This window comes from Bacillus sp. BC05(2025) (assembly GCF_056725905.1).
On sequence record NZ_JBWYRA010000003.1, the window covers coordinates 438,603 to 459,871 of the forward strand.

Annotated in this window: 23 protein-coding genes; 19 read left to right on the top strand and 4 right to left on the bottom strand. The window is 36.4% G+C overall.

Annotated elements, in window-relative coordinates; translation table 11 throughout:
- Positions 1-62: 62 nt before the first annotated feature.
- The 5 genes from ylbD to ACZ76X_RS13100 all read left to right on the top strand — a co-directional run bounded on the left by ylbD (position 63) and on the right by ACZ76X_RS13100 (position 2,389).
- Positions 63-518, top strand: coding sequence for a spore coat protein YlbD (gene ylbD / locus ACZ76X_RS13080; protein WP_479850647.1), 456 nt, complete (start codon positions 63-65; stop codon positions 516-518).
- Between the two features lie 11 nt (positions 519-529).
- Entirely contained in the window at positions 530-775 is a 246-nt protein-coding gene (locus ACZ76X_RS13085; RefSeq protein WP_001200991.1) for a YlbE-like family protein, read from the top strand.
- An 82-nt stretch (positions 776-857) separates the two neighbouring features.
- The gene (locus tag ACZ76X_RS13090; protein WP_142337328.1) at positions 858-1,430 is read left to right on the top strand and encodes a histidine phosphatase family protein; all 573 of its coding nucleotides are present in this window, start codon (positions 858-860) and stop codon (positions 1,428-1,430) included.
- A 116-nt stretch (positions 1,431-1,546) separates the two neighbouring features.
- Positions 1,547-1,996, top strand: a complete 450-nt coding sequence (locus ACZ76X_RS13095; protein ID WP_098667507.1) for a YlbF/YmcA family competence regulator — start codon at positions 1,547-1,549, stop codon at positions 1,994-1,996.
- A 126-nt stretch (positions 1,997-2,122) separates the two neighbouring features.
- A complete protein-coding gene (locus ACZ76X_RS13100; RefSeq protein WP_097907071.1) occupies positions 2,123-2,389 on the top strand; it encodes a YlbG family protein in 267 nt (88 codons plus the stop codon).
- Between the two features lie 55 nt (positions 2,390-2,444).
- Here the strand turns inward: ACZ76X_RS13100 and ACZ76X_RS13105 are convergent, their stop codons facing one another.
- Complete coding sequence (locus ACZ76X_RS13105) at positions 2,445-2,834, bottom strand: DUF7147 family protein (protein ID WP_000616011.1); 390 nt, start codon at positions 2,832-2,834, stop codon at positions 2,445-2,447.
- 503 nt (positions 2,835-3,337) lie between these two features.
- Here ACZ76X_RS13105 and rsmD point away from each other — a divergent pair.
- Positions 3,338-3,904, top strand: a complete 567-nt coding sequence (rsmD, locus tag ACZ76X_RS13110) for a 16S rRNA (guanine(966)-N(2))-methyltransferase RsmD (protein WP_342715552.1) — start codon at positions 3,338-3,340, stop codon at positions 3,902-3,904.
- A complete protein-coding gene (gene coaD, locus ACZ76X_RS13115) occupies positions 3,901-4,392 on the top strand; it encodes a pantetheine-phosphate adenylyltransferase (protein WP_000200598.1) in 492 nt (163 codons plus the stop codon). Before rsmD ends, coaD begins: the two co-directional genes overlap by 4 nt.
- On the opposite strand, the gene ylbJ is transcribed toward coaD, so the two are convergent.
- The gene (ylbJ, locus tag ACZ76X_RS13120) at positions 4,384-5,613 is read right to left on the bottom strand and encodes a sporulation integral membrane protein YlbJ (protein WP_479850648.1); all 1,230 of its coding nucleotides are present in this window, start codon (positions 5,611-5,613) and stop codon (positions 4,384-4,386) included. The two genes, coaD and ylbJ, sit on opposite strands and share 9 nt — an antisense overlap.
- A gap of 113 nt (positions 5,614-5,726) precedes the next feature.
- Here ylbJ and ACZ76X_RS13125 point away from each other — a divergent pair, with 113 nt between their 5' ends.
- Together ACZ76X_RS13125 and ACZ76X_RS13130 are read left to right on the top strand one after the other, a co-directional pair.
- Positions 5,727-6,518 carry a patatin-like phospholipase family protein gene (locus tag ACZ76X_RS13125; protein ID WP_479850649.1) on the top strand — a complete coding sequence of 264 codons (792 nt, stop codon included), beginning with the start codon at positions 5,727-5,729 and terminating at the stop codon, positions 6,516-6,518.
- The gene (locus tag ACZ76X_RS13130) at positions 6,511-7,533 is read left to right on the top strand and encodes a SepM family pheromone-processing serine protease (protein ID WP_479850650.1); all 1,023 of its coding nucleotides are present in this window, start codon (positions 6,511-6,513) and stop codon (positions 7,531-7,533) included. Before ACZ76X_RS13125 ends, ACZ76X_RS13130 begins: the two co-directional genes overlap by 8 nt.
- Before the next feature lie 27 nt (positions 7,534-7,560).
- Here ACZ76X_RS13130 and ACZ76X_RS13135 read toward each other — a convergent pair whose 3' ends face one another.
- Complete coding sequence (locus ACZ76X_RS13135) at positions 7,561-8,802, bottom strand: nucleotidyltransferase (RefSeq protein WP_180233419.1); 1,242 nt, start codon at positions 8,800-8,802, stop codon at positions 7,561-7,563.
- 153 nt (positions 8,803-8,955) lie between these two features.
- Between ACZ76X_RS13135 and ACZ76X_RS13140 the strand changes: the two genes are divergently transcribed.
- The 3 genes from ACZ76X_RS13140 (at position 8,956) to ACZ76X_RS13150 (ending at position 10,327) form a co-directional block, all read left to right on the top strand.
- The gene (locus ACZ76X_RS13140) at positions 8,956-9,456 is read left to right on the top strand and encodes a YceD family protein (RefSeq protein ID WP_098667513.1); all 501 of its coding nucleotides are present in this window, start codon (positions 8,956-8,958) and stop codon (positions 9,454-9,456) included.
- A 61-nt stretch (positions 9,457-9,517) separates the two neighbouring features.
- Positions 9,518-9,691 carry a 50S ribosomal protein L32 gene (gene rpmF / locus ACZ76X_RS13145; RefSeq protein WP_001984764.1) on the top strand — a complete coding sequence of 58 codons (174 nt, stop codon included), beginning with the start codon at positions 9,518-9,520 and terminating at the stop codon, positions 9,689-9,691.
- A gap of 129 nt (positions 9,692-9,820) precedes the next feature.
- Positions 9,821-10,327 (top strand): RsfA family transcriptional regulator, encoded by a 507-nt coding sequence (locus ACZ76X_RS13150; RefSeq protein WP_479850651.1) that lies wholly within the window; start codon positions 9,821-9,823, stop codon positions 10,325-10,327.
- 34 nt (positions 10,328-10,361) lie between these two features.
- Here the strand turns inward: ACZ76X_RS13150 and ACZ76X_RS13155 are convergent, their stop codons facing one another.
- Positions 10,362-10,835, bottom strand: a complete 474-nt coding sequence (locus ACZ76X_RS13155; RefSeq protein ID WP_098667515.1) for an N-acetyltransferase — start codon at positions 10,833-10,835, stop codon at positions 10,362-10,364.
- 295 nt (positions 10,836-11,130) lie between these two features.
- Between ACZ76X_RS13155 and panE the strand changes: the two genes are divergently transcribed.
- The 7 genes from panE (at position 11,131) to murE (ending at position 21,250) form a co-directional block, all read left to right on the top strand.
- On the top strand, positions 11,131-12,021 hold the full coding sequence (gene panE, locus ACZ76X_RS13160) for a 2-dehydropantoate 2-reductase (protein ID WP_479850652.1): 891 nt from the start codon (positions 11,131-11,133) through the stop codon (positions 12,019-12,021).
- Between the two features lie 79 nt (positions 12,022-12,100).
- Positions 12,101-13,717, top strand: coding sequence for a bacillithiol biosynthesis cysteine-adding enzyme BshC (gene bshC / locus ACZ76X_RS13165; RefSeq protein ID WP_479850653.1), 1,617 nt, complete (start codon positions 12,101-12,103; stop codon positions 13,715-13,717).
- A 368-nt stretch (positions 13,718-14,085) separates the two neighbouring features.
- Entirely contained in the window at positions 14,086-15,018 is a 933-nt protein-coding gene (gene rsmH, locus ACZ76X_RS13170) for a 16S rRNA (cytosine(1402)-N(4))-methyltransferase RsmH (RefSeq protein ID WP_166701987.1), read from the top strand.
- Positions 15,019-15,033: 15 nt separating this feature from the next.
- Positions 15,034-15,396, top strand: coding sequence for a cell division protein FtsL (ftsL, locus tag ACZ76X_RS13175; protein ID WP_000067082.1), 363 nt, complete (start codon positions 15,034-15,036; stop codon positions 15,394-15,396).
- A gap of 21 nt (positions 15,397-15,417) precedes the next feature.
- The gene (locus ACZ76X_RS13180) at positions 15,418-17,568 is read left to right on the top strand and encodes a penicillin-binding protein (RefSeq protein WP_479850654.1); all 2,151 of its coding nucleotides are present in this window, start codon (positions 15,418-15,420) and stop codon (positions 17,566-17,568) included.
- Between the two features lie 81 nt (positions 17,569-17,649).
- Positions 17,650-19,566 carry a stage V sporulation protein D gene (locus tag ACZ76X_RS13185; RefSeq protein ID WP_098667520.1) on the top strand — a complete coding sequence of 639 codons (1,917 nt, stop codon included), beginning with the start codon at positions 17,650-17,652 and terminating at the stop codon, positions 19,564-19,566.
- Positions 19,567-19,774: 208 nt separating this feature from the next.
- Positions 19,775-21,250 carry a UDP-N-acetylmuramoyl-L-alanyl-D-glutamate--2,6-diaminopimelate ligase gene (murE, locus tag ACZ76X_RS13190; RefSeq protein ID WP_342715541.1) on the top strand — a complete coding sequence of 492 codons (1,476 nt, stop codon included), beginning with the start codon at positions 19,775-19,777 and terminating at the stop codon, positions 21,248-21,250.
- Positions 21,251-21,269 lie beyond the last annotated feature (19 nt).

The window sequence follows — 21,269 nt, forward strand, 5'->3', positions numbered from 1 at the left end:
AGGCGAACCATGCGCCTTTTTTTTCTTATTATATAGTAGATATACATGAAGAGGTGAGGATTATGCCGACAACAAAAGGACCGTTACATCCATCGGTTCAACAGTTTAAAGAGTTTGTAAACCATCACCCTAAAATGGTTCATGAAGTTAGAAGTGGTCATAAAACTTGGCAACAGTTTTATGAAGAATGGTACTTACTTGGTGAAGAAGATCCGATATGGGCAACTTTTAGACCGGATGGAGCACCTGCTTTTTCTTCGGTAAAAGAAAAGAAAACAGAAAAAGGAAAAGAAAAAGGAAAAGACACTCGAACTGAAGAAGAAAAAACTGCTGATGTAATGGGACAAATGCTTTCTTTTTTTAAGAAGCTGGATGTGGAACAAATGCAACATCATTTAGCCAATGTGACGAGTGCTATTGGTAGTGTGCAACAAGTTTTTCAACAATTTCAAGGAAAACGCACGCAGCAAGAAGAGAGTACTTCCGAAAATAATCCATTTTTCTTTCAGAAGGATTAGGGGGAAAGCGGATGAGAGCAGAAATTATGGAGTTTATAAAGGCAGATGAGGATTTATCTCGCTATATTAGAGAGCAACCGTACTGGTATAGAAAGCTAACGCGAAACCCTGAAGAAAAAGAGGCGTTTGAGTTAGCGGCTATGCAACATTTCAAAAAAACGATACCAGATAAAGTTGAGAAATTCCAAAATCAATTGGCAGTTGCCTCCATTATGATTGATATGTTTCAGTATATGAAGCAGCAAAATACAACATAATTGGAAGGGAAAACTATGTCCGTCATGCAGAACTTTTGATACAATAGAAGCGGATTATTTAAAAAGGAGTTGCAGCATGAGCATGACGGAAATTTGTTTAGTACGACATGGACAAACTGATTGGAATTTTCAAGAGATTATTCAGGGACGTGAAGATATTCCGCTGAATGAAGTGGGGAAGAAGCAAGCGAGTCAAAGTGCAGCTGCTTTGCAAGCGGAGGCATGGGATGTAATTATAAGTAGCCCACTAATTAGAGCGCAAGAAACAGCTAAAGAAATTGCAGGGGCAACTGGATTACAATCAATTTTATTAGATGAGCGATTTGTTGAACGTAATTTTGGTGAAGCTTCTGGGAAACCGGTTGCGACTGTTAGGGAATTAATTGCAGCAGGGGAAGTAGAAGGTATGGAGCAAGATGAAGAGATTGTAGCTCGTTGTTTTGCTGCTGTAAAAGATGTTGCAGAAACTCATTCTGGTAAACGTATTATCATTGTAGCCCATTCGCATGCGATAAAAGCAATTTTACATGCAATTGCTCCGGAAGATATTTCATTTAAGACACCGTTAAAAAATGCATGTATTAGTTATGTGAACGAGAATAGTGGGAAATGGGATGTTCTTAAATATAATATTGCAGAACATATTAATGTATAAATTTGTGTGGACATTATATAAAAAATAGTTAGAATGATATCTTTCTGTTTAGTGAGACACTTCAATTAGTAGTTCTATTCTAAATGTGGTATGATGAATACTCGGAGGTGTCACTCATGATTGTAGCGACGCTGGAAAGCGTATTAATATTAGATAAGGCAGAGCAGCTTGCAAAAGCGATTATCTGTTCAGATATAGCAGAAGATTATCGTAAGTGTTATAAAGAATTACATGAAGATATGGAAGTTCAGACGTTGATTCAACAATTTACAGCGATGAAAGAACGATATGAGGAAGTACAACGTTTCGGTAAATACCATCCTGACTATACTTCCGTTTCGACGAAAATGAGGGAGTTAAAGCGTTCTGTAGACTTACATGATAAGATTGCAGCTTTTAAACGAGTAGAAACGGCTTTGCAAAAGCTGTTAGATGAAGTTAGTGTAGCAATCGGTTCTGAGGTGTCCTCTTCCATCAAAGTTCCAACAGGAAATCCATTTTTCGATGCTGGTGGCTGTGGTGGCGGTTGTGGTACCGGTGGAGGTTGCGGCTGTAAAACGGGGTAAATCACCCCGTTTTTTAGAAGATAGAAGAAAACGTATACAGAGTTTGTCCTGTAATGTCATAAATTTCTGATTGGTTTTCATAAAATATAAAATATATGTTTTTAAAAGGAGAAGATGGAGAAGATTATGTTCGGGCAACGACAAAGTATGATTGTTTATTTACATTCATTGAAACATGCCAAGATTTTAAGGAAATATGGTAACATACATTACATATCAAAACGTTTAAAATATGCAGTAGTATATTGTGATATGGAACAAATTGAGTATATGATGCAAAAGTTGAACAAACTTCCTTTTGTGAAAAAGATAGAACAGTCGTACCGCCCGTATTTAAAAACGGAATTTGAAAATTCACGTCCTGATCGGGCAAAAGAATACGATTATAGCTAATAGAAAAATCCCCTGCTAATTTTAGCGGGGGATTTTTCATTCCTCCAATAACACTTTATTTCATTGGAGGAATGAAATTATTCATTCGTAAAATACCAATTAAATGATTGAAAAATAGTTCTTTTTCTGGGAAAGTTGTGGATGGTTTTACCGTAAAGGTAGTTACTTTTTTTCCGAGTTGTTCTGCTGTTTCTTCAAATAAGATGACGCGTTTACTTTTTTTATTTTCAAGTACAGGAATGCCTTCGCGACATATGTATAATGGTTGGAAATCACCAGTAGTAGTTGGTTTTAATATTACAACAAGTGAGCACACTTTTTTTTCGTTTTTAATCGTTTCAAATTGTAACATATGTGTTATACGTTCTTGATTTGCTTTGGCAATTTCAAGTAATTCATATAAATCAGAGTAGCCTTCTCCGAGTTCTATAAAGCGTTGAATCATATTTTTTCCTCCTCTTTCTTTTACTGTACCATCTCAATTTTTAAATGAAAAGTAGACAACGAAAAAAAACCCTGCAAAGCAGGGCCCTTCTTATACTAGCATGTACTAGTAAGAAGGAAAAGGGAGAGGAGAAACCGGAGGAAGAACTTATGGGGAAACGTAAGTCTTCTCCGCGGTTGGCAACAACATCGAAGGTGATGTTGTTATAATTATTTATGTCCAATCTAAATGAAGATATACATTATGAAATTAAATTTTATGTTGGGCTTTTTATTTTTCTTTTTTTTATTTTATGATAGGATAAAAAAGGTAAAGTGAAACGAATGGTTCGTGTTAGCGAATAGTGAGATGAATACATAAAAATACAGAGCGATTATTTTAAGTTAAGTTCTTCTAGTGTTCGTTGAAAGATGAATGGAATCGTATAGTTTGGTAGCGGTTACCGAGTGGAGAAAAATTTTCAATAATTGCTCCATAGATTGAAATAAAGGTAGTGACAACAGATGAGAGTAGTTTCAGGAAAATGTAAAGGACACCCGCTTAAAGCGGTGCCAGGTAATACAACACGTCCAACGACAGATAAAGTAAAAGAATCAATTTTTAATATGATAGGCCCTTATTTTGATGGTGGTATCGCGCTTGATTTATTTGGCGGTAGCGGTGGTCTTGGAATCGAAGCTATAAGTAGAGGGATTGATAAAGCGATTTTTGTTGATCGCGACAACAAAGCGATAAAGGTAATCCATCAAAATTTAGAAAGTTGTAGAATACAGGAACAAGCTGAAGTATATCGAAATGATGCAGAACGTGCGATAAAAGCGCTTATAAAACGTGAAATGTCATTCAATCTTATACTAATTGATCCCCCATATAAAGATCAAAAAATTATATCTTTAATCAGTGTAATGGATCAACATGGATTGCTACATAACGATGGTTTAATTATGGCAGAGCATGGTAATGATGTAGTTTTACCCGAGTCAATAGGAAGACTTGTAAAAGTACGAGCTGAAAATTACGGCATTACAGCGATATCGATCTATAAGTATGAAGGTGAGGGGACGGAATGACAAGTATAGCTATTTCTTCGGGAAGTTTTGATCCAATTACCCTTGGGCATCTGGATATTATTAAAAGGGGAGCAAAAGTATTTGACGAGGTATACGTAGTAGTTTTAAACAACTCGTCAAAAAAACCTTTCTTTTCAGTTGAAGAGCGCTTAGATTTAATTCGAGAAGCAACAAAGGATATCCCGAATGTAAAAGTAGATTCACATAGTGGACTACTAGTCGAGTATGCGAAAATGCGTAATGCGAACGCGATTTTACGTGGGTTACGAGCGGTTTCTGATTTTGAATATGAGATGCAAATTACTTCTATGAATCGAAAATTAGATGAAAACATTGAAACCTTTTTTATTATGACAAATAACCAATATTCATTTTTAAGCTCGAGCATTGTGAAAGAAGTTGCGAGATATGGAGGAAGTGTAGTAGACCTTGTGCCTCCTGTTGTAGAACGTGCTTTAAAAGAAAAGTTTCAAACCCCGTTAAAGTGAACGGGGTTTTTCTTTATTGCTCCGAAAAAATAATAAGATGACATATACATATAAACAAAATAATGTAAATATTGGTCCGTATTGTACAAAAGATGTCCAAATTTCATGCAGTATAGAAGAATGATTCGATAAAAAGACGGGGGTATCTTTTTGCATAGGTGAAAAAGAGCTTACTTTTTCATAGAATGGTTTCCAAAATATAAAGGTAAAAATAGGAGCAAGGATACTTTGGATAATTCGTGCGAAAAAATAGGGTTTAAATCGTATGTCTGTTTCAGCTAATATGCTAGCAACTTGCGCCTGAATAGAAAGGCCGCTAAATGCTAAAATAAAGCTTGTTACCATCGCTTGCTGCAGGAGGGGTGTTTCATTTATTTGACTAATCATTTGGCTGCCGAGTGTCATTTCAAAAATGCCAGATAATATCGGAATACTAAATTCAGTAGTTAGTTGGAAGAATGATAAAATATGTTGCATAATAAAAGAGAGAGCTGCTGTAATATGAAATACAGTAATCATTTTATTTAAAACAGAGAATAAAATAATAAATCCACCAATCATAAGTAACGTTTGAATAGAAGAAACGATAGCGTCCCCAAGTAATTTTCCTATTGGTCTTTTTTCTTGCATACGTGTCTCGTGTAGGATTGAAAATGGGTTTTGAAAAGGGCGTTTTTTAGTAGTATGTTTATCGTGCATGGAAATGTTGTTATGACCGTAAAAACGCATCAGTAACCCGACGGCAAAGTTACTTACATAATGTGCAGCAGCTAATACAATTCCTAATTTCGGATTATTGAAAAAACCGATAGAAACAGCTCCAAAAATAAAAAGTGGATTGGATGAGTTTGTAAAAGATACGAGGCGCTCTGCTTCAATTTGTGTTAGTTGATTGCTTTTACGCAGTCTAGCGCTTAATTTGGCGCCAGCGGGGAATCCTGAAGCCATTCCCATTGCCCAAACAAATCCGCCTATCCCTGGTACGCGGAAAAGTGGTCGCATGAGTGGTTCTAATATAACGCCTATAAATTTTACAACACCAATACTAATGAGAAGTTCGGCAATGATGAAAAAAGGTAAAAGTGAAGGGAATACAACTTCCCACCATATATTTAACCCTCGAATGGAAGCTTGCAGAGCAGCTTGGGGGTGGAGTACAAGAGAAAAGGTTAAAAACAGTGTTGATATGGTAAGGAAAGCCGTTTTCCATTTTTCATACATGTAAGTAAATCCCCCTTTGTCCCAAAAAACGTTCATTTCAGTATACGTGGATACGTAGTGAATTTAGACCATAAGTATGAAAAAGGAATGAAAAAAATTAAAGGGTGAGAAAAATGAAAGAACCGAAAATTGGCTTAGCTCTTGGATCTGGGGGAGCAAAAGGTTTTGCTCATATTGGTGTTATAAAAGTTTTAAAGGAAAATGATATACCGATTCATATGATTGCAGGAAGTAGTATGGGGGCTTTAGTAGGTACATTTTATGCAGCTAGTTCAAACATTGAAAGACTGTATAAACTGGCAAATGTTTTTAAGAGGAAATATTATTTAGATTTTACGGTTCCGAAAATGGGATTTATTGCTGGAAAACGTGTCAAAGATATGATTAAAATGTTTACATATAATAAAAATTTAGAAGAGTTAGATATCCCGACGGCTGTTGTGGCTACTGACATCTTGAAGGGGGAAAAAGTAGTTTTTACAAGTGGTCCTGTTGCGGAGGCGGTGAGAGCTAGCATATCTGTACCTGGAGTGTTTGTACCAGAGAAAATAGATGGAAGGTTATTGGTAGATGGTGGAGTAATTGATCGCATCCCGGTATCGGTTGTGAAAGAGTTAGGTGCCGATATTGTCATTGCTGTTGATGTATCCCCGATTAAAGTAAATGGAGAAGTTACGTCTATTTATGATGTAATTATGCAAAGTATTGAAATTATGCAACATGAGCTTGTGATGAATCGGCAAATTGCATCTGATTTAATGATGCGCCCAGCTGTGGAACAATTTAGTTCTCGTGCCTTTACGAACATTGAAGATATTATTCGAGTAGGAGAGGTAGAAGCGGAAAAACATGTTGCAAATATTCATTTATTAATTGAGCAGTGGAAGGAGAAACATAATGTTTAAACGTTTTCGGTTTATATATGCAATTTTAATAGGGATTATATTGGCGATGTTACTTGTTTACGTACGTTTACCGTATTATGTAACAAAACCAGGAATGGCTGCAAAATTAGAGCCTTACGTTCAAGTTGAGGGGGGAACGAAAGAATCTGGTGATTTTATGCTTGTTACGGTTTCGATGGGACCGGCAAATGTGGTCAATTTAATAGCGGCACAGTTTAATAAATATACACATATTTCGAAAGCGGAAGAAATATTGCAAAAAGGTGAAAGTGATGAAGAATATCAATTTCGTCAAAATTATGCCATGAAAGACTCGCAAAATGCAGCGATTTATAATGCGTATAAACGTGCAAATCGTACTGTTTCTTTTGAAAATAAAGGTGTATTGGTTGCCGGTGTAGCGAAAGGGATGCCGTCAGAAGGGAAGCTTAAACTTGGCGATATTATTATAGCTGTCGATGGAAAAACATTTGAAAAGACGGAGCAATTTATTGAATATATGACAGGGAAAAAAGAAGGAGATACAGTAAATATTGAATATAAGAGGAATGGAAAACAGCTAAAAGAAATTTTAAATGTAAAGACTATTCCGAATGGAAATGGTCGTGTTGGTATAGGTGTTTCTATCGTTACGGAAAGAGAATTAGTGGTTGATCCGAAAGTGAAAATTGACTCTCATGAAATAGGCGGGCCATCGGCAGGTTTAATGTTTACATTAGAAATATATAATCAACTGGTGGAAGAGGATCTAACAAGAGGGCATGAAATAGCTGGAACAGGTACGATTAATGAAAAGGGAGAAATTGGTCCGATTGGTGGTATTCAGCAAAAAGTGGTCGCTGCGAGTGATGCGGGTGCTGAAGTGTTCTTTGCACCAAATGAAAAAGGTGCGGAGAAATCGAATTATAAAGATGCACTTGAGGCTGCGAAAGATATTAAAACGAAAATGAAAGTTGTACCAGTTGATACGCTGGATGATGCATTAATGTATTTGGAAAAAATGGGTAAGAAATAAAAACCTCTCTGAAAAAGAGAGGTTTTCTTATAGGAATTTTGCAGTTGTTTCATCATACCGAATTGGATGATATGTTGCATCTTGTTTTAGTAGTTGTGTTCGTAACGGTTCTTGCATGATGGAGAAATATACAGAATTGGCTTTTCGCTCAATGTGTAAAGTAGGGTGATCAAATGTTTTTGTATGGGTAAGGATTGGAAGCTCTATTTTTTTCTTGTTTTTTGAAAGGTAAGTTTGTCCTTTTTGTGACATGCCTAGTAGACGAATGTACGGTGCATGCTGTTCTATATTTGCGCTATGTATTTCTTCTTTTGTTGTATTTGTTAAAATGTGTGTACAAGCTCTTTGCAGCCTAGTCCACGTATAACGCTTCGTTTTTAATGCTTCCATGAATGAATGGAAGGAGGAACTGCTTTGTATTTTTGATAAAATACGATGCTCTAAACCTTCTTCAATTTCATATATATGTCGTAAGTCGTCTGGAGACATCGTCATAAGTTTGTATTTGAAAAATGAAAAATATTGTTCCCAATTATGTAATATCCCGTAGTTTTGTTTATAATTTGCTAAAAGAGAAGCAGTGGCTTCGGGGATAAAAGGCTCAATTTCTGTAAAGGAACTATTTTCGCTAAAAAGTTGTTTACGAATACTTGTTGCACTTGCAATATGTTGGTCGTTAAAAGTTTCATCATGATAATGAGATGCGAATCTTTTTATCGTTTGTGCTTGCATAGAACTATTTTGCGACAGAATTGCTTTCATGTACTGGAAGCCTAAAATGTTATTTGGTTGTGACATGTCTATGTTTTTTTCGGAAGGTAAAATGTGTCGGAAAGCTTCAGATGTAGCTTTTGCGTAACTATTACCTGCGTTCATGAATTGCTTTACAAGACGATTATAAGTCTCTTCTTCATTTTTTTGCACAGAGATCGTGTTATAAAAATTTTTGATTTGTCCATCTTCACTACCGAAACAAATTTCAGAAACGTGTAGGGCGTTTAAAATAGAAATAGCACCATTTGCAAAGGTTTCAGCCTTTTGTGTTGAAAAGGCATAAGGAAGCTCTACAACGAGGTCTACACCGCATGCTAAGGCCATTTTGGTGCGATACCATTTGGATACGAGTGCCGGCTCACCACGTTGTAAAAAAGGGCCACTCATAACAGCGATTGTTATATCAGTGTGTGTTAACTTTTTTGTTTGTTGCACATGATAATCATGACCGTTATGAAAAGGGTTATATTCAACGACAATACCACTGGCTTTTATGGTAATCTCTCCTTTCGATGTAGCATCTTTTTGAAAAACGTGATACTCTATATATTATTTACTATGATGACTTCATTATAGTGTAAAGAAAAAACATTGACAAATATAAAATGGCTAGCTATAATTTTGTTTGTTGCCTTGAGGTGATATGATATGAAATGGTCCATCCATCAATTGAATAAATTGAGAAATAAAGGATTGACATTGGATGAGATGGTAGATGTAAGTGAGCTAAAAGAGGTCGAGAAAGATATTCGTGAAATTAATCCTGTTCACGTAACAGGAAGAGTTGATTTTGGCTCCGGTAAGTTTACGTTCCATCTACATATAACTGGAAGCATGGTTTTACCATGTTCTCGCTCTTTAGTAGATGTGACATTACCATTTGACATTAAAACAACTGAGGTGTTCCAAACTTCACAAGAAGAATTTGAAACTGACGCTGAAATTCATTGTTTAGAAGGAGAAGTACTTGACTTACTGCCCGTAATCAAGGAAAATATACTTTTGGAGATTCCAATGCAAATTTTCAGTGATGATGTTTCTGGTGGAGCACCGACGCAAGGTCAAGACTGGCAAGTGATTTCGGAAGAAGACAAAGAAAAGCCTGTTGATCCAAGATTGGCAGGACTTGCAAAGTTTTTTGACAAATAATCGGAAGACTGGTTCAGGCCTTCATATGAAAATAACTATTTCTTTTAAGGAGGTGGGAAGAATGGCTGTACCTTTTAGAAGAACTTCTAAAACAGTAAAAAGAAAGCGTCGTACGCATTTCAAATTATCAGTACCTGGTATGGTAGAGTGCCCAAGCTGTGGTGAAGCGAAATTAGCTCACCGTGTATGTAAAGCATGCGGTACTTACAAAGGTAAAGAAGTAATCAGCAAGTAATTGCGGGAAATAAACGTAGAAGATATCTTCTACGTTTATTTTTTTTTGTCTTATTCTTCATTTGATGTATTCTATCTTTTCTAGTAACTGCATATGTTTAATAAAAAATGCATAGGGAGGACTAGAGAGATGGCGACAACAAGACAAGATGCTTGGACTGATGATGAAGATTTGCTTCTGGCAGAAGTAGTACTCCGGCATATTCGAGAAGGTGGAACGCAATTATCTGCCTTTAAAGAAGTGGGAAGGCATTTATCTCGTACACCAGCAGCATGTGGATTTAGATGGAATTCTTACGTTAGAAAGCAATACAAAGAACGTATTGAAGAAGCAAAGCAACTGCGTAAAGTGGAAAATTATGAAGTGAAAGAGACGAAGGTGCTAGAGCCTGCGTCAATTACATTGAATGATGTTATTAATTTCTTGCAAAATTATAAAGATGAGAACTCTTTAATGGTGTTGCAACAGCAAATTGAATCGTTACAAACGGAGAAAGAGAGCTTGTTGGAGCGATTATCAGTATATGAGGAAGAATATAGAACACTGCTTGATTATATCGATCAAAAAAGAAGTGTAATGGTAGCAGAAAGAAATAGTGCTCGTTCGAATGGAAAATTAGAAAAGTTAAAGAAATAAAAAAACAGCTGCTATGTAGCTGTTTTTTTATTTCTTATGCAGACTCTTCGTTTGTAACCGCATTCAAATTTGTCTCTGGGTTCCAAACATAAAAATCACCATCAGGTACTGATATAGGTTGGAAATTTAATTTATCCCAAAAACCAGCTGAATGGATACGTGCAATCGTTTTAATTGGGAATTGAAGCCCCTTCGCATAATTTACAAGCATTTCTCCGAATCCTTGTTTTTGGAAAGTTGGTAATACTTCGAGTTTATAGAGTTCTAGGTAAGTACCTGTAATTTCGAATGGTTCTCCGCCGTCCCTTTTCATGTATAGACTCATACGTGCAATGAGTGATCCACCATAATAAATACCGTAGAATGGAGATTCGCTATCGTTTTCAATAATATTTGCTTGTAATTCTTCTAACATGGAGAGTTCTTGAGCTCCGCAACCTTTAAATTTTTTAAACTCGTCTAATGTTTTATAATTGATGAGCAAGCGCTCAACTTTTGGGAATCCCATAACATCACATCCTTTTTTTGTCTCGTTGAATGCAGAAAAGTAAAAATATTTATAATAATATTATAACTCATTTTTTTATTTTTATGAAGATGATAGTATATTTCTTTTATTATTTTTTTGGGGATTTGCTAAACTAAGAGTAGGAGCATATTAATAAGTAGTATATACATAGTGGAAGAAGAGGTGGCGTTTGTTCCTCTTTAGTTAATTATGAGTCCTTACCAATCGGGTGATTGTGGGATAAAAAGGGAGGGGAAAAAGGGACTTATGTATCGTGTTCATATGAGTTCCTTGTGTGAAAATGAAAATTGGAGTTGTGGGACCAGGAGCTATCGGTCTATTATATGCATTTTATTTACAAAAAAGTAATCAAGATGTTACGTTGTTTACAAGGACAGCTAGCCAGGCTGGCGAATTGAATATAACGGGTGTAACTTGTATTAGGGAGGGGAAACGCGAAACGGTATTCCCACCTGTTTTACCAATAGAAAGTATGCTAGATCGACAGCTAGACTATATATTTATTGCTGTTAAGCAATATCATATAACTGACATACTACCTTTTGTACGAGGGGAATCCTCATTAATCTTTTTGCAAAATGGAATGTCACATCTTCATGCTATGCAGAAAATAGAGAATGAAAATATTGCAGTTGGAATTGTAGAGCATGGTGCGAAAAAAGAAGAAAGTCATACCGTTTATCATACTGGGATAGGTGTAACAAAGTTTGGAATTGTGCACGGCCGGTCTAAACATTTTGAAAAAATGTTTAATTGCTTTCCTTTTCCTCATTTTCCGATTCAAATAGAAGATGATTGGAAGGATGTTATGCACAAAAAATTAGTAGTAAATGTATGTATCAATCCATTAACGGCGTTATTACAAGTCAAGAACGGAGATTTGATTACGAACCCATTTTTTTATCAGATGATGGAGCAAGTATTTCACGAAGTCGTTTTTCTTGTTAAAGAAGAAAAAGAAATAGTATGGGAAATGGTACGTCAAGTATGTGAAAGAACGTCTCATAATACATCATCTATGCTGGCAGATGTAAGAGCGAATAGACAAACGGAAATTGGTGCGATTGTTGGATATGTATTAGAAGAAGCTAGGAAACAGCGAAAATCTGTTCCGACACTCCGATTTTTGTTTGATGCAATAAAAGGGTTGGAAGTAAAAGCATAAGTGTAATTCTTTGCTTTTACGTGAAACATTGACTACAATGTGGATTGGTGAGAGAACAGGATACGAAAGGAAGAATTATATGGAGATAAAAGAAATCTCTGTTCCGCAACAAGGTGTTGTAGCGGACTATATGAACGGTAAAAAAGAGATACAGTCGTGTTTTGATTATATGTTAACAGAAGATGCTTTTAAACAGCGTGTACAAGATTTGCGTGAGAGGGAGTTTTTCCGCCAAGATTTAGTAGCGCATTTATTAGAATATAATACAAAATTACAAGCGGGAGAAGCTACAATTCAAAATGTAAAAGCGCTTGGAGATGAAAATACATATGTTGTAATAGCTGGACAACAAGCTGGGTTATTAACAGGACCACTTTATACGATTCATAAAATTATTTCAGTTTTACAGCTTGCGAAGGAAAAGGAAGAAAGTTTAGGTGTTAAAGTTGTTCCTGTTTTCTGGATTGCTGGTGAAGATCATGATATGGATGAAATTAATCATACTTTCGTAACGAAGAATAAAAAAATAAAAAAGACTATTTTTCATGATCGTAATCCGAAAAAGGCGAGTGCTTCAGAGTCTGAGCTTTCTTTGGAAGACTGTAGAAAGTGGATTGAAGAAATTTTCAAAACATACCCTGAAACGAATTTCACAAAGGATGTACTTCGATTTATTGATGATTCTTTGAGGAAATCGAATACGTATGTAGATTTCTTTGGTCATCTTATTATGAAAATGTTCGTGAATTCTGGTTTAATTCTTGTCGATTCGCATCATCCTGAATTAAGAAAATTAGAAGTGTCGTTTTTTAAACAAATTGTAGGTAAGTATAAAGACGTACAAGAGGGACTTCATAACCAACAGGAAGTAATTAAAAAATTAGGATATAAACCAATTATTGAAACAAAGTCTAATGCAATACATATATTCATGGAAATTGATAATGAGCGAGTGTTGCTTGAAGACGATCAAGGAAGGTTTGTTGGGAAGGATGGAGCGTATTCCTTTTCATATGAAGAATTAATTGAAGAGATGGAAAGAAGCCCGGAGCGCTTTAGTAATAATGTTGTAACGCGTCCTCTTATGCAAGAGTATGTATTTCCTACGTTGGCGTTTATTGGAGGCCCGGGAGAATTAGCTTACTGGAGTGAATTACAACAAGTTTTCCATACTATCGGTTTCCGAATGCCGCCTGTCGTTCCGCGTATTACAATTACTTATATAGAGAGGGATATAGCGACAGATTTGCATGATTTACAATTGCAAGAGAGTGATCCGTTTTTAAATAACGTAGATAAGTTGCGTGATGATTGGTTATCTAATCAAATAGAGGAACCGATAGATGACCGATTTGTAGAGGCGAAAAAAGAAATAATTAATATTCATACGTCATTACAACAGTTTGTGAAGAAAATAGATCCAGGGTTAAGTGCGTTTGCAGGGAAAAATGAATTCAAAATTAATGAACAAATCGAACTATTGGAAAGAATGTTGAAAAGAAATGTTGAGAAAAAACATGAAGTGCAACTAAACAAATTCCGTCGTATACAATTTGCACTCCGTCCATCAGGAGCGCCGCAAGAGCGTGTGTGGAATATATGTTACTATTTAAATCAGTACGGTTTAGATTTCATTGATCGTGTAATGGAAAAGCCGTTTTCTTGGAATGGAAAACATCACGTTATAAAACTATAGAATCTTGCTCTTAGGAGCAGGATTTTATTTTTATCTCGTTGAATTTACTGTGAAGTGAAATTTTTCTGAATTATTAATTTAAAAACAGTGGATATTGCAATTATGCAGGATACTTAAATATATGACAAAATAGCACAAAATGTAAACGTATTATTAGCTTTTTCGACAGTTTTTTATTTAAATTCCCGCAAAAGATGATAAAATTTAGTATATAATAAAAGAAAATAGCGATTTGTATAGTATGCTGCCGTTGTAGGCAAGTTAAATGAGTCGTTCTTTCACAGTATTTCGTTTTCTAATCGTGAAACATGCGTTTAGAAGGAGAGATACATTCAACATAATTAATTGGAAAAAGAGTAGGTGCAACAATGTTTAAACACGTAACAGTGCTTTTGAAGGAAACAGTAGACGGCTTAGATATAAAGCCAGATGGTACATATGTAGATTGTACACTGGGGGGAGGAGGACATAGTTCTTATTTATTATCCCAATTAACTGAAGGCGGAAGATTAATCGCGTTTGATCAAGATGAGATAGCAATTCAAAATGCGAAAGAAAAATTCTCTTCATACGGTGAGCAATTCATAACAGTAAAGAGTAATTTCCGATATTTATCTGAAAAACTACAGGAATTAGGTATAACAGAAGTAGACGGTATTCTATTTGATTTAGGTGTTTCATCCCCGCAATTAGATACACCAGAGCGTGGCTTTAGTTATCATCATGATGCACCGTTAGATATGCGAATGGATCAAGATGCCCCATTAACAGCATATGATGTTGTAAATAGCTGGTCATATGAACAACTTGTAAGAATTTTCTTCCAGTATGGCGAAGAGAAGTTTTCAAAACAAATAGCAAGGAAAATTGAAGCATATCGTGAGAATAAAGCTATTGAAACGACAGGAGAATTAGTAGAACTAATTAAAGAGGGTATTCCAGCTCCTGCTCGTAGAACGGGTGGACATCCTGCGAAGCGAGTGTTCCAAGCAATCCGTATTGCGGTAAATGATGAATTGAAAGTATTTGAAGAAGCGTTGGAATCTGCAATTGAGATGGTCAAGCCAGGCGGAAGAGTTAGTGTTATAACGTTCCATTCTTTAGAAGACCGTATTTGTAAAACGACGTTTAAGCGAAATAGTACAACGCCACAATTGCCGCCAGGGTTACCAATTATTCCTGATGAATTTAAGCCGAAATTAAAGCTTATTACGAGAAAACCGATTTTACCTTCTGATATAGAGTTAGAAGAAAATAATCGAGCGCGTTCTGCGAAATTGAGAATCGCTGAAAAACGATAAAAAGGGGAGAGAGGTATGAGTAACTTAGCTGTAAAGTACAAACAACAAGCGCAAGAAGAGGTTCAGATTCAAACGCCCCCACAGCAGATGGTTCAGCCAAAAGCTAAAGCGAAGATTACAAGAATCGAAAAACTGTTGTATGTAGCGTTTATTGGCTTTTTATTGTATGCCTGTGTAGCGTTTATTGGAAATAAAGCAGGCCTTTATCAAGTTAATGTAGAAGCTGCGACGATAGAACAAAAAATTGTACAGCAGCAAAAAGAAAATCAAGAATTACAGGCTGAAGTAGAGAAGTTAAGTCGTTATGAACGCATCTCTGAAGTTGCAAAAAAACACGGGCTAGAAATTAATGCGAATAATGTGAAAGGCCTCAAATAAGGCAATAGGTGTGAAGGGAAAATGAAGAGAACTATGACTAAATTTCATACCAATAAGGGAGCAGGGTATTTTATGATTTTATTCCTCCTGCTCTTTTTGCTGTTATTAGCCCGATTTTTTTACATACAAGCAACAGGAACAGTGCATAATCAAGATTTAGATAAACTCGCTCAGCAAAAGCATAGTAAAACCGGAGTTCTTGAAGCAAACCGCGGGACGATTTATGATCAAAACGGCCATGTATTAGCGCAAGATGCAAACTCTTATAAGCTTGTAGCGGAATTAAAAGGTGCCAATCAGGTTGAGAATAAAGAGGATACTGCAAAGAAAATTGCGGGAGTGCTCGGAAAAGATGAAGAGAAGATTTTAGCTACGTTAAATAAAGAAGGTAGAAGTCAAGTAGAATTCGGGAAATTAGGTAAGAACTTGACGAAAGAACAGAAAGATCAAATAGAAGCATTAAAATTGCCAGGTATATCTTTTATTACTGAAAATGCAAGGGTATATCCAAATGGTGATTTCGCATCTTATGTCGTAGGTCATGCGAGACCTGATGATAAGGGTGTTGCTAAAGGGCAATTTGGTTTAGAAAAGAGTTTAGATAAGTATTTAGGAGCCTCTAACGGAAAAGTAGCTTATACAGGTGACCGTAAAGGTGTGTCTCTTGATGGTGGGAAAGTGAATGTAGAGGCACCTAAAAATGGAGATAATGTATATGTAACGCTTGACCAGCGTATTCAAAGTTATTTAGAAGACGCAATGAAAGAAGCGAGTAAACATTATGAACCAGAAAGTTTAATAGGAATTGTTGCGGATCCAAAAACAGGGAAAATATTAGGGATGTCTAGTAAGCCTAGTTATGATCCGAACCAAGAGAATAATAATTATTTTTATAATGACGCAATTGCAAATGCATTTGAACCTGGATCAACAATGAAAATATTCACGCTAGCAGCAGCTATTAATGAAGGTGTGTATAAGGGACAAGATTATTATCAGTCTGGTACTTATCAAGTCGGAAACCGAAAAATAAAAGATCATAACGGCGGCGCTGGATGGGGATCTATCACATTTGATGAAGGGGTAGAGCGTTCTTCCAACGTAGCGTTTGCAATTTTAGGGGATCAAAAACTTGGCCCAGAACGTTTCCGAAAATATATTCATAGTTTTGGATTAGATGAAAAAACGAACATTGATTTACCTGGTGAAGGGTCAAATACAATTATATTCGATCAGCAAATACAGCAAGTAACAACAGCTTTTGGACAAGGTTCTACTGTAACGCCAATCCAGCTTGTGCAAGCTGCAACAGCTATTGCAAATGATGGGAAAATGATGAAGCCTTATACAATTGATAAAATTGTAGATCCAATAACAGGCGAAGTAAAATTAGAACATAAGCCAGAAGAAGTAGGGAAACCTGTTACGAAAGCAACAGCGGCGCAGGTAAGACAGTTATTAGAACGTGTTGTTACATCGCCTAAAGGCACGGGAACTGCTTATAAAGTCGATGGATATTCAGTTGGTGGTAAAACAGGAACAGCGCAAATTCCGGATGGAAAAGGTGGCTATATGACAGGAAGAGAGAATTACATATTCTCGTTCTTAGGTATGGCACCTATGGATGACCCACAACTTGTTGTATATGTAGCAGTTAAAAAACCGAAGTTGAAAGATGATGAGAGTGGCGCACAACCTTTAGCTGATATTTTTAAATATGTAACGAAGAATAGTTTAGAGTATTTAAAGATTAAACCTAATGAAGTGAAAGATCCGAAGAAATATGTGAAAGAGCAGCAAACTGCTGTTCCAGATGTAATCGAAAAAACGATGGAAGAAGCGAAAAAAGCTATTGATAAAGCAAAACTTCGTCCAATCGTATTAGGTGAAGGGAAAGTGCAGCAACAAGTACCGAAAGCGACTGAACAAACATTGAAGGGTGATCGAGTGTTCTTAGTGGGAGATCAACCTACAATGCCGAATATACAAGGCTGGGCACTTCGTGATGTTATGAATTTAGCAAAAACATTAAAGCTTAATCTAAAACCTACTGGTACAGGATACGTAACCGAACAAAGTGTACCAGAAGGAACATTGTTGCAACCTGGTACAGAGTTAGGTGTAACACTTGTACCGCCACTTGAACCACAACAAGAAGCAGAAAAGCCGTAATGATAAAAGAGAAGAAGTTCTAATTAAATAAGTACAAGCATATATTGGAACAAGCTAGGCGTAAGGGAGGCTTGTTCCAAAATGCGTGTATCAAATGTAACAGTTAGAAAACGACTTATTTTTATACTTATATCAGGTATACTTATTTTCACTATCATCGATATTCGTCTTGGATATGTGCAATTTTTTCTTGGGAATATGTTAACGGATCGTGCGAAAGATTCATGGAGTCGTAATATTACTTTTGAACCTGAACGTGGGAAGATTTTAGACCGAAATGGTGTGGAACTTGCTACGAATAAAAGTGCTCCAACTGTCTTTGTTGTACCGAGGCAAATTGAAAAACCAGCAGAGACTGCAGAGAAGTTAGCTGCAGTATTAGGTGTGGAAAAAGATGAGATTTATAAGAGAATTACAAAAAAAGAATCGATTGTAAGGTTAGATAAAGGCGGAAGGAAAATATCACATGATAAAGCGAAAGAGGTACGAGGATTAAGTTTGAAAGGTGTTTATATCGCAGAGGACTCTATCCGGTACTATCCATTTGGCAACTTTTTGTCACACGTATTGGGGTTTGCTGGTAGTGATAACCAAGGTCTTATGGGACTAGAAAAATATTATGATAAAGAGCTAAATGGTGATGAAGGTCATGTGCGTTTTTTTGCAGATGCAAAAGGACAAAGGATGCCTAATGTTGGTGATGATTTCAAAAAACCAGAAGCTGGTTTGAATTTAGGCTTAACAATTGATGCACGTATTAATAGAATTATGGAAAGAGAAATGAACATCGCAGAGTCGACATATAATCCAGATGGTATGATTGCGATTGCGATGAATCCGAAAAATGGTGAAATTTTAGGTATGTCGAGTCGGCCGAGTTTTGATCCGGCAGATTTTCAAAGTGTTTCTCCAGAAGTGTACAATAGAAATTTACCAGTATGGAGTACGTATGAACCTGGTTCAACATTTAAAATCATTACGTTAGCCGCAGCTTTGAATGAAAATTTAGTAGACTTAGAGAAAGATACGTTTTATGATGATGGAGCAGCTGAAGTTGGTGGAGCAAGATTGAAATGCTGGAAAGCAGGAGGCCATGGTAGCCAAACGTTTTTAGAAGTAGTTCAAAACTCTTGTAACCCAGGATTTATCGAGCTGGGTGATCGTCTTGGTAAAGACCGATTGTTTAAATACATTCGTAATTTCGGCTTTGGACAGAAGACAGGAATCGATCTGCAAGGTGAAGGTAGTGGGATTTTATTTAATTTAGATAAAGTCGGTCCAGTTGAGCAAGCAACAACTTCATTCGGTCAAGGCGTTTCTGTTACGCCAATCCAACAAGTAGCGGCAGTGGCAGCGGCTGTAAATGGTGGAACTTTGTATCAACCGTATATAGCTAAAGAATTTATTGATCCGAAAAAAAATCAAGTTGTAAGCAAAAAAACACCTGTAGCAAAAAGGAAAGTTATTTCCAAGGAAACTTCAGAAAAAGTTCGGTATGCATTAGAGAATGTTGTAGCAAAAGGATCTGGTAAAGGTGCTTTCATTGATGGGTATCGTGTAGGTGGAAAAACAGGTACGGCTCAAAAAGTGAAAGATGGTAAATATTTAGAGAATAATTATATTGTATCTTTTATCGGTTTTGCTCCAGCAGATGATCCGGAAATTGTTGTTTATGTTGCTGTTGATAATCCGAAAGGTGTAACGCAATTTGGTGGAGTAGTGGCAGCTCCAATTGTTGGAAATATTCTTCGGGATGCACTTCCTGTTATGGGAGTGAAACCGAGAACAAAACAAGTTGAAAGAGAATATAAATGGGGCGATATACCAACTGTGGAAGTTCCAAATTTAATTGGTATGAAAAAGAAAGATTTACAGACGCAACTCGTCGATTTGAAGCTTGATATAAGCGGAGACGGAGAGAAAGTCATTAAACAGTCCCCAGAAGCAGGAGCTAAAGTGAAAGAAGGCTCAAAAATTAGAATTTACTTCGGGAATTAAAGGTAACCTAGTACGTTTTATGGTACAATTGGTGGAAGTGAGTTCTCTAAAGAAGAGTTACTTAATTTGAGGCCGTAAGAGTCTCATTTATAAATAGGTCTATTTATTAGACGATAGTAGCACGTACCTCCTATTTTATTTAATTAGGAGGTAGCGTGTTGCGTATTAAAAAAGAGATAAATACACAATGTAGAGAGGGTTTAGTGAAATGAAGTTGCATACACTTGTATCATGTTTGCATGATTTTCCAGTTGTTCCAAAAGAAAATCCAGAAATCACATCTATAGAAGCTGATTCACGTAAAGTGAAAGAGGGAAGCTTATTTGTATGTATGAAAGGATATACGGTTGATAGCCATGATTTTGCTAAGCAAGCAGCGGCACAAGGAGCGGCTGCTATTGTTGCGGAAAGACCAATTGATGTTGACGTTCCAGTTGTACTTGTGAAAAACACTTTTCGTTCGTTAGCGGTTTTAGCTGATTATTTTTATGGTCAACCAACACACAAGTTACATTTAATCGGGATTACAGGTACAAATGGAAAGACAACAACATCGCATATTATGGATGAAATTATGCGCGCACATGGTCATAAAACAGGGCTAATTGGAACGATTAATATGAAAATCGGTGATGAAACATTTGAGGTGAAAAATACAACGCCAGATGCACTAACACTTCAACAGACGTTTTCAAAAATGGTTGAACACGGTGTGGATAGCACAGTAATGGAAGTTTCGTCACATGCTTTAGATCTTGGTCGTGTACACGGATGTGATTACGATGTAGCAGTGTTTACAAATTTAACACAAGATCATTTAGACTACCATAAAACGATGGAAGAATATAAACATGCAAAAGGGTTGCTATTTGCACAACTGGGCAATAGTTATAATCATAATCGTGAAAAATATGCGGTACTGAATAACGACGATGCTGTAACAGAGGAATATATGAGAAGTACTGCAGCAACTGTTGTAACGTATGGAATTGATACAACAAGTGATATTATGGCCAAAGATATCGTTATGACGAGTGGTGGAACTACATTTACGCTTGTAACGCCGTATGAAAGTGTAAATGTTACGATGAAATTGATTGGGAAATTTAATGTATATAACGTACTAGCGGCAACAGCGGCAGGACTTGTTTCTGGTGTAAGTTTAGAAACAATCCTTGATGTAATAAAGAAACTAGCTGGAGTTCCAGGACGTTTTGAAGTGGTTGATGGTGGACAGAATTATACAGTTATTGTTGATTATGCTCATACACCAGATAGTTTAGAGAATGTATTGAAAACAGCAAAGCAATTTGCAAAAGGCGACGTATATTGTATCGTCGGTTGTGGCGGCGATAGAGATCGAACGAAGAGACCAATCATGGCAAGTGTTGCAACAAAATATGCAACTCATGCAATTTACACTTCAGATAATCCAAGAAGTGAAGAGCCAGGGGCAATTTTAGATGATATGGTACAGGGTGCAAATGGAAATAATTATGAAGTAATTATTGATAGAAAAGAAGCGATATACCATGCGATTGCTAACGCGAAAGCTGAAGATATCATCATTATTGCTGGTAAGGGTCATGAAACATATCAAATTATTGGTAAAGACGTTCATCATTTTGACGATCGTGAAGTCGCTAAAGAAGCAATTACAGAGCGTTTAAACAACGAAGAGTAACAACGTGAGAGGAGGACTA

Excerpts from the sequence above, each read along its gene's own strand:
- ACZ76X_RS13085 (WP_001200991.1), top strand. The coding sequence starts at position 530 with ATGAGAGCAGAAATTATGGAGTTTATAAAGGCAGATGAGGATTTATCT.
- ACZ76X_RS13155 (WP_098667515.1), bottom strand. The coding sequence starts at position 10,835 with ATGGGATTCCCAAAAGTTGAGCGCTTGCTCATCAATTATAAAACATTA.
- rsmD (WP_342715552.1), top strand. The coding sequence starts at position 3,338 with ATGAGAGTAGTTTCAGGAAAATGTAAAGGACACCCGCTTAAAGCGGTG.
- ACZ76X_RS13180 (WP_479850654.1), top strand. The coding sequence starts at position 15,418 with ATGAAGAGAACTATGACTAAATTTCATACCAATAAGGGAGCAGGGTAT.
- ACZ76X_RS13125 (WP_479850649.1), top strand. The coding sequence starts at position 5,727 with ATGAAAGAACCGAAAATTGGCTTAGCTCTTGGATCTGGGGGAGCAAAA.
- ylbJ (WP_479850648.1), bottom strand. The coding sequence starts at position 5,613 with ATGTATGAAAAATGGAAAACGGCTTTCCTTACCATATCAACACTGTTT.
- rsmH (WP_166701987.1), top strand. The coding sequence starts at position 14,086 with ATGTTTAAACACGTAACAGTGCTTTTGAAGGAAACAGTAGACGGCTTA.
- ACZ76X_RS13130 (WP_479850650.1), top strand. The coding sequence starts at position 6,511 with ATGTTTAAACGTTTTCGGTTTATATATGCAATTTTAATAGGGATTATA.
- coaD (WP_000200598.1), top strand. The coding sequence starts at position 3,901 with ATGACAAGTATAGCTATTTCTTCGGGAAGTTTTGATCCAATTACCCTT.
- ACZ76X_RS13185 (WP_098667520.1), top strand. The coding sequence starts at position 17,650 with ATGCGTGTATCAAATGTAACAGTTAGAAAACGACTTATTTTTATACTT.
- bshC (WP_479850653.1), top strand. The coding sequence starts at position 12,101 with ATGGAGATAAAAGAAATCTCTGTTCCGCAACAAGGTGTTGTAGCGGAC.
- ACZ76X_RS13095 (WP_098667507.1), top strand. The coding sequence starts at position 1,547 with ATGATTGTAGCGACGCTGGAAAGCGTATTAATATTAGATAAGGCAGAG.
- ACZ76X_RS13090 (WP_142337328.1), top strand. The coding sequence starts at position 858 with ATGACGGAAATTTGTTTAGTACGACATGGACAAACTGATTGGAATTTT.
- ACZ76X_RS13100 (WP_097907071.1), top strand. The coding sequence starts at position 2,123 with ATGTTCGGGCAACGACAAAGTATGATTGTTTATTTACATTCATTGAAA.
- rpmF (WP_001984764.1), top strand. The coding sequence starts at position 9,518 with ATGGCTGTACCTTTTAGAAGAACTTCTAAAACAGTAAAAAGAAAGCGT.
- ylbD (WP_479850647.1), top strand. The coding sequence starts at position 63 with ATGCCGACAACAAAAGGACCGTTACATCCATCGGTTCAACAGTTTAAA.
- ACZ76X_RS13140 (WP_098667513.1), top strand. The coding sequence starts at position 8,956 with ATGAAATGGTCCATCCATCAATTGAATAAATTGAGAAATAAAGGATTG.
- murE (WP_342715541.1), top strand. The coding sequence starts at position 19,775 with ATGAAGTTGCATACACTTGTATCATGTTTGCATGATTTTCCAGTTGTT.
- ACZ76X_RS13150 (WP_479850651.1), top strand. The coding sequence starts at position 9,821 with ATGGCGACAACAAGACAAGATGCTTGGACTGATGATGAAGATTTGCTT.
- ftsL (WP_000067082.1), top strand. The coding sequence starts at position 15,034 with ATGAGTAACTTAGCTGTAAAGTACAAACAACAAGCGCAAGAAGAGGTT.
- ACZ76X_RS13105 (WP_000616011.1), bottom strand. The coding sequence starts at position 2,834 with ATGATTCAACGCTTTATAGAACTCGGAGAAGGCTACTCTGATTTATAT.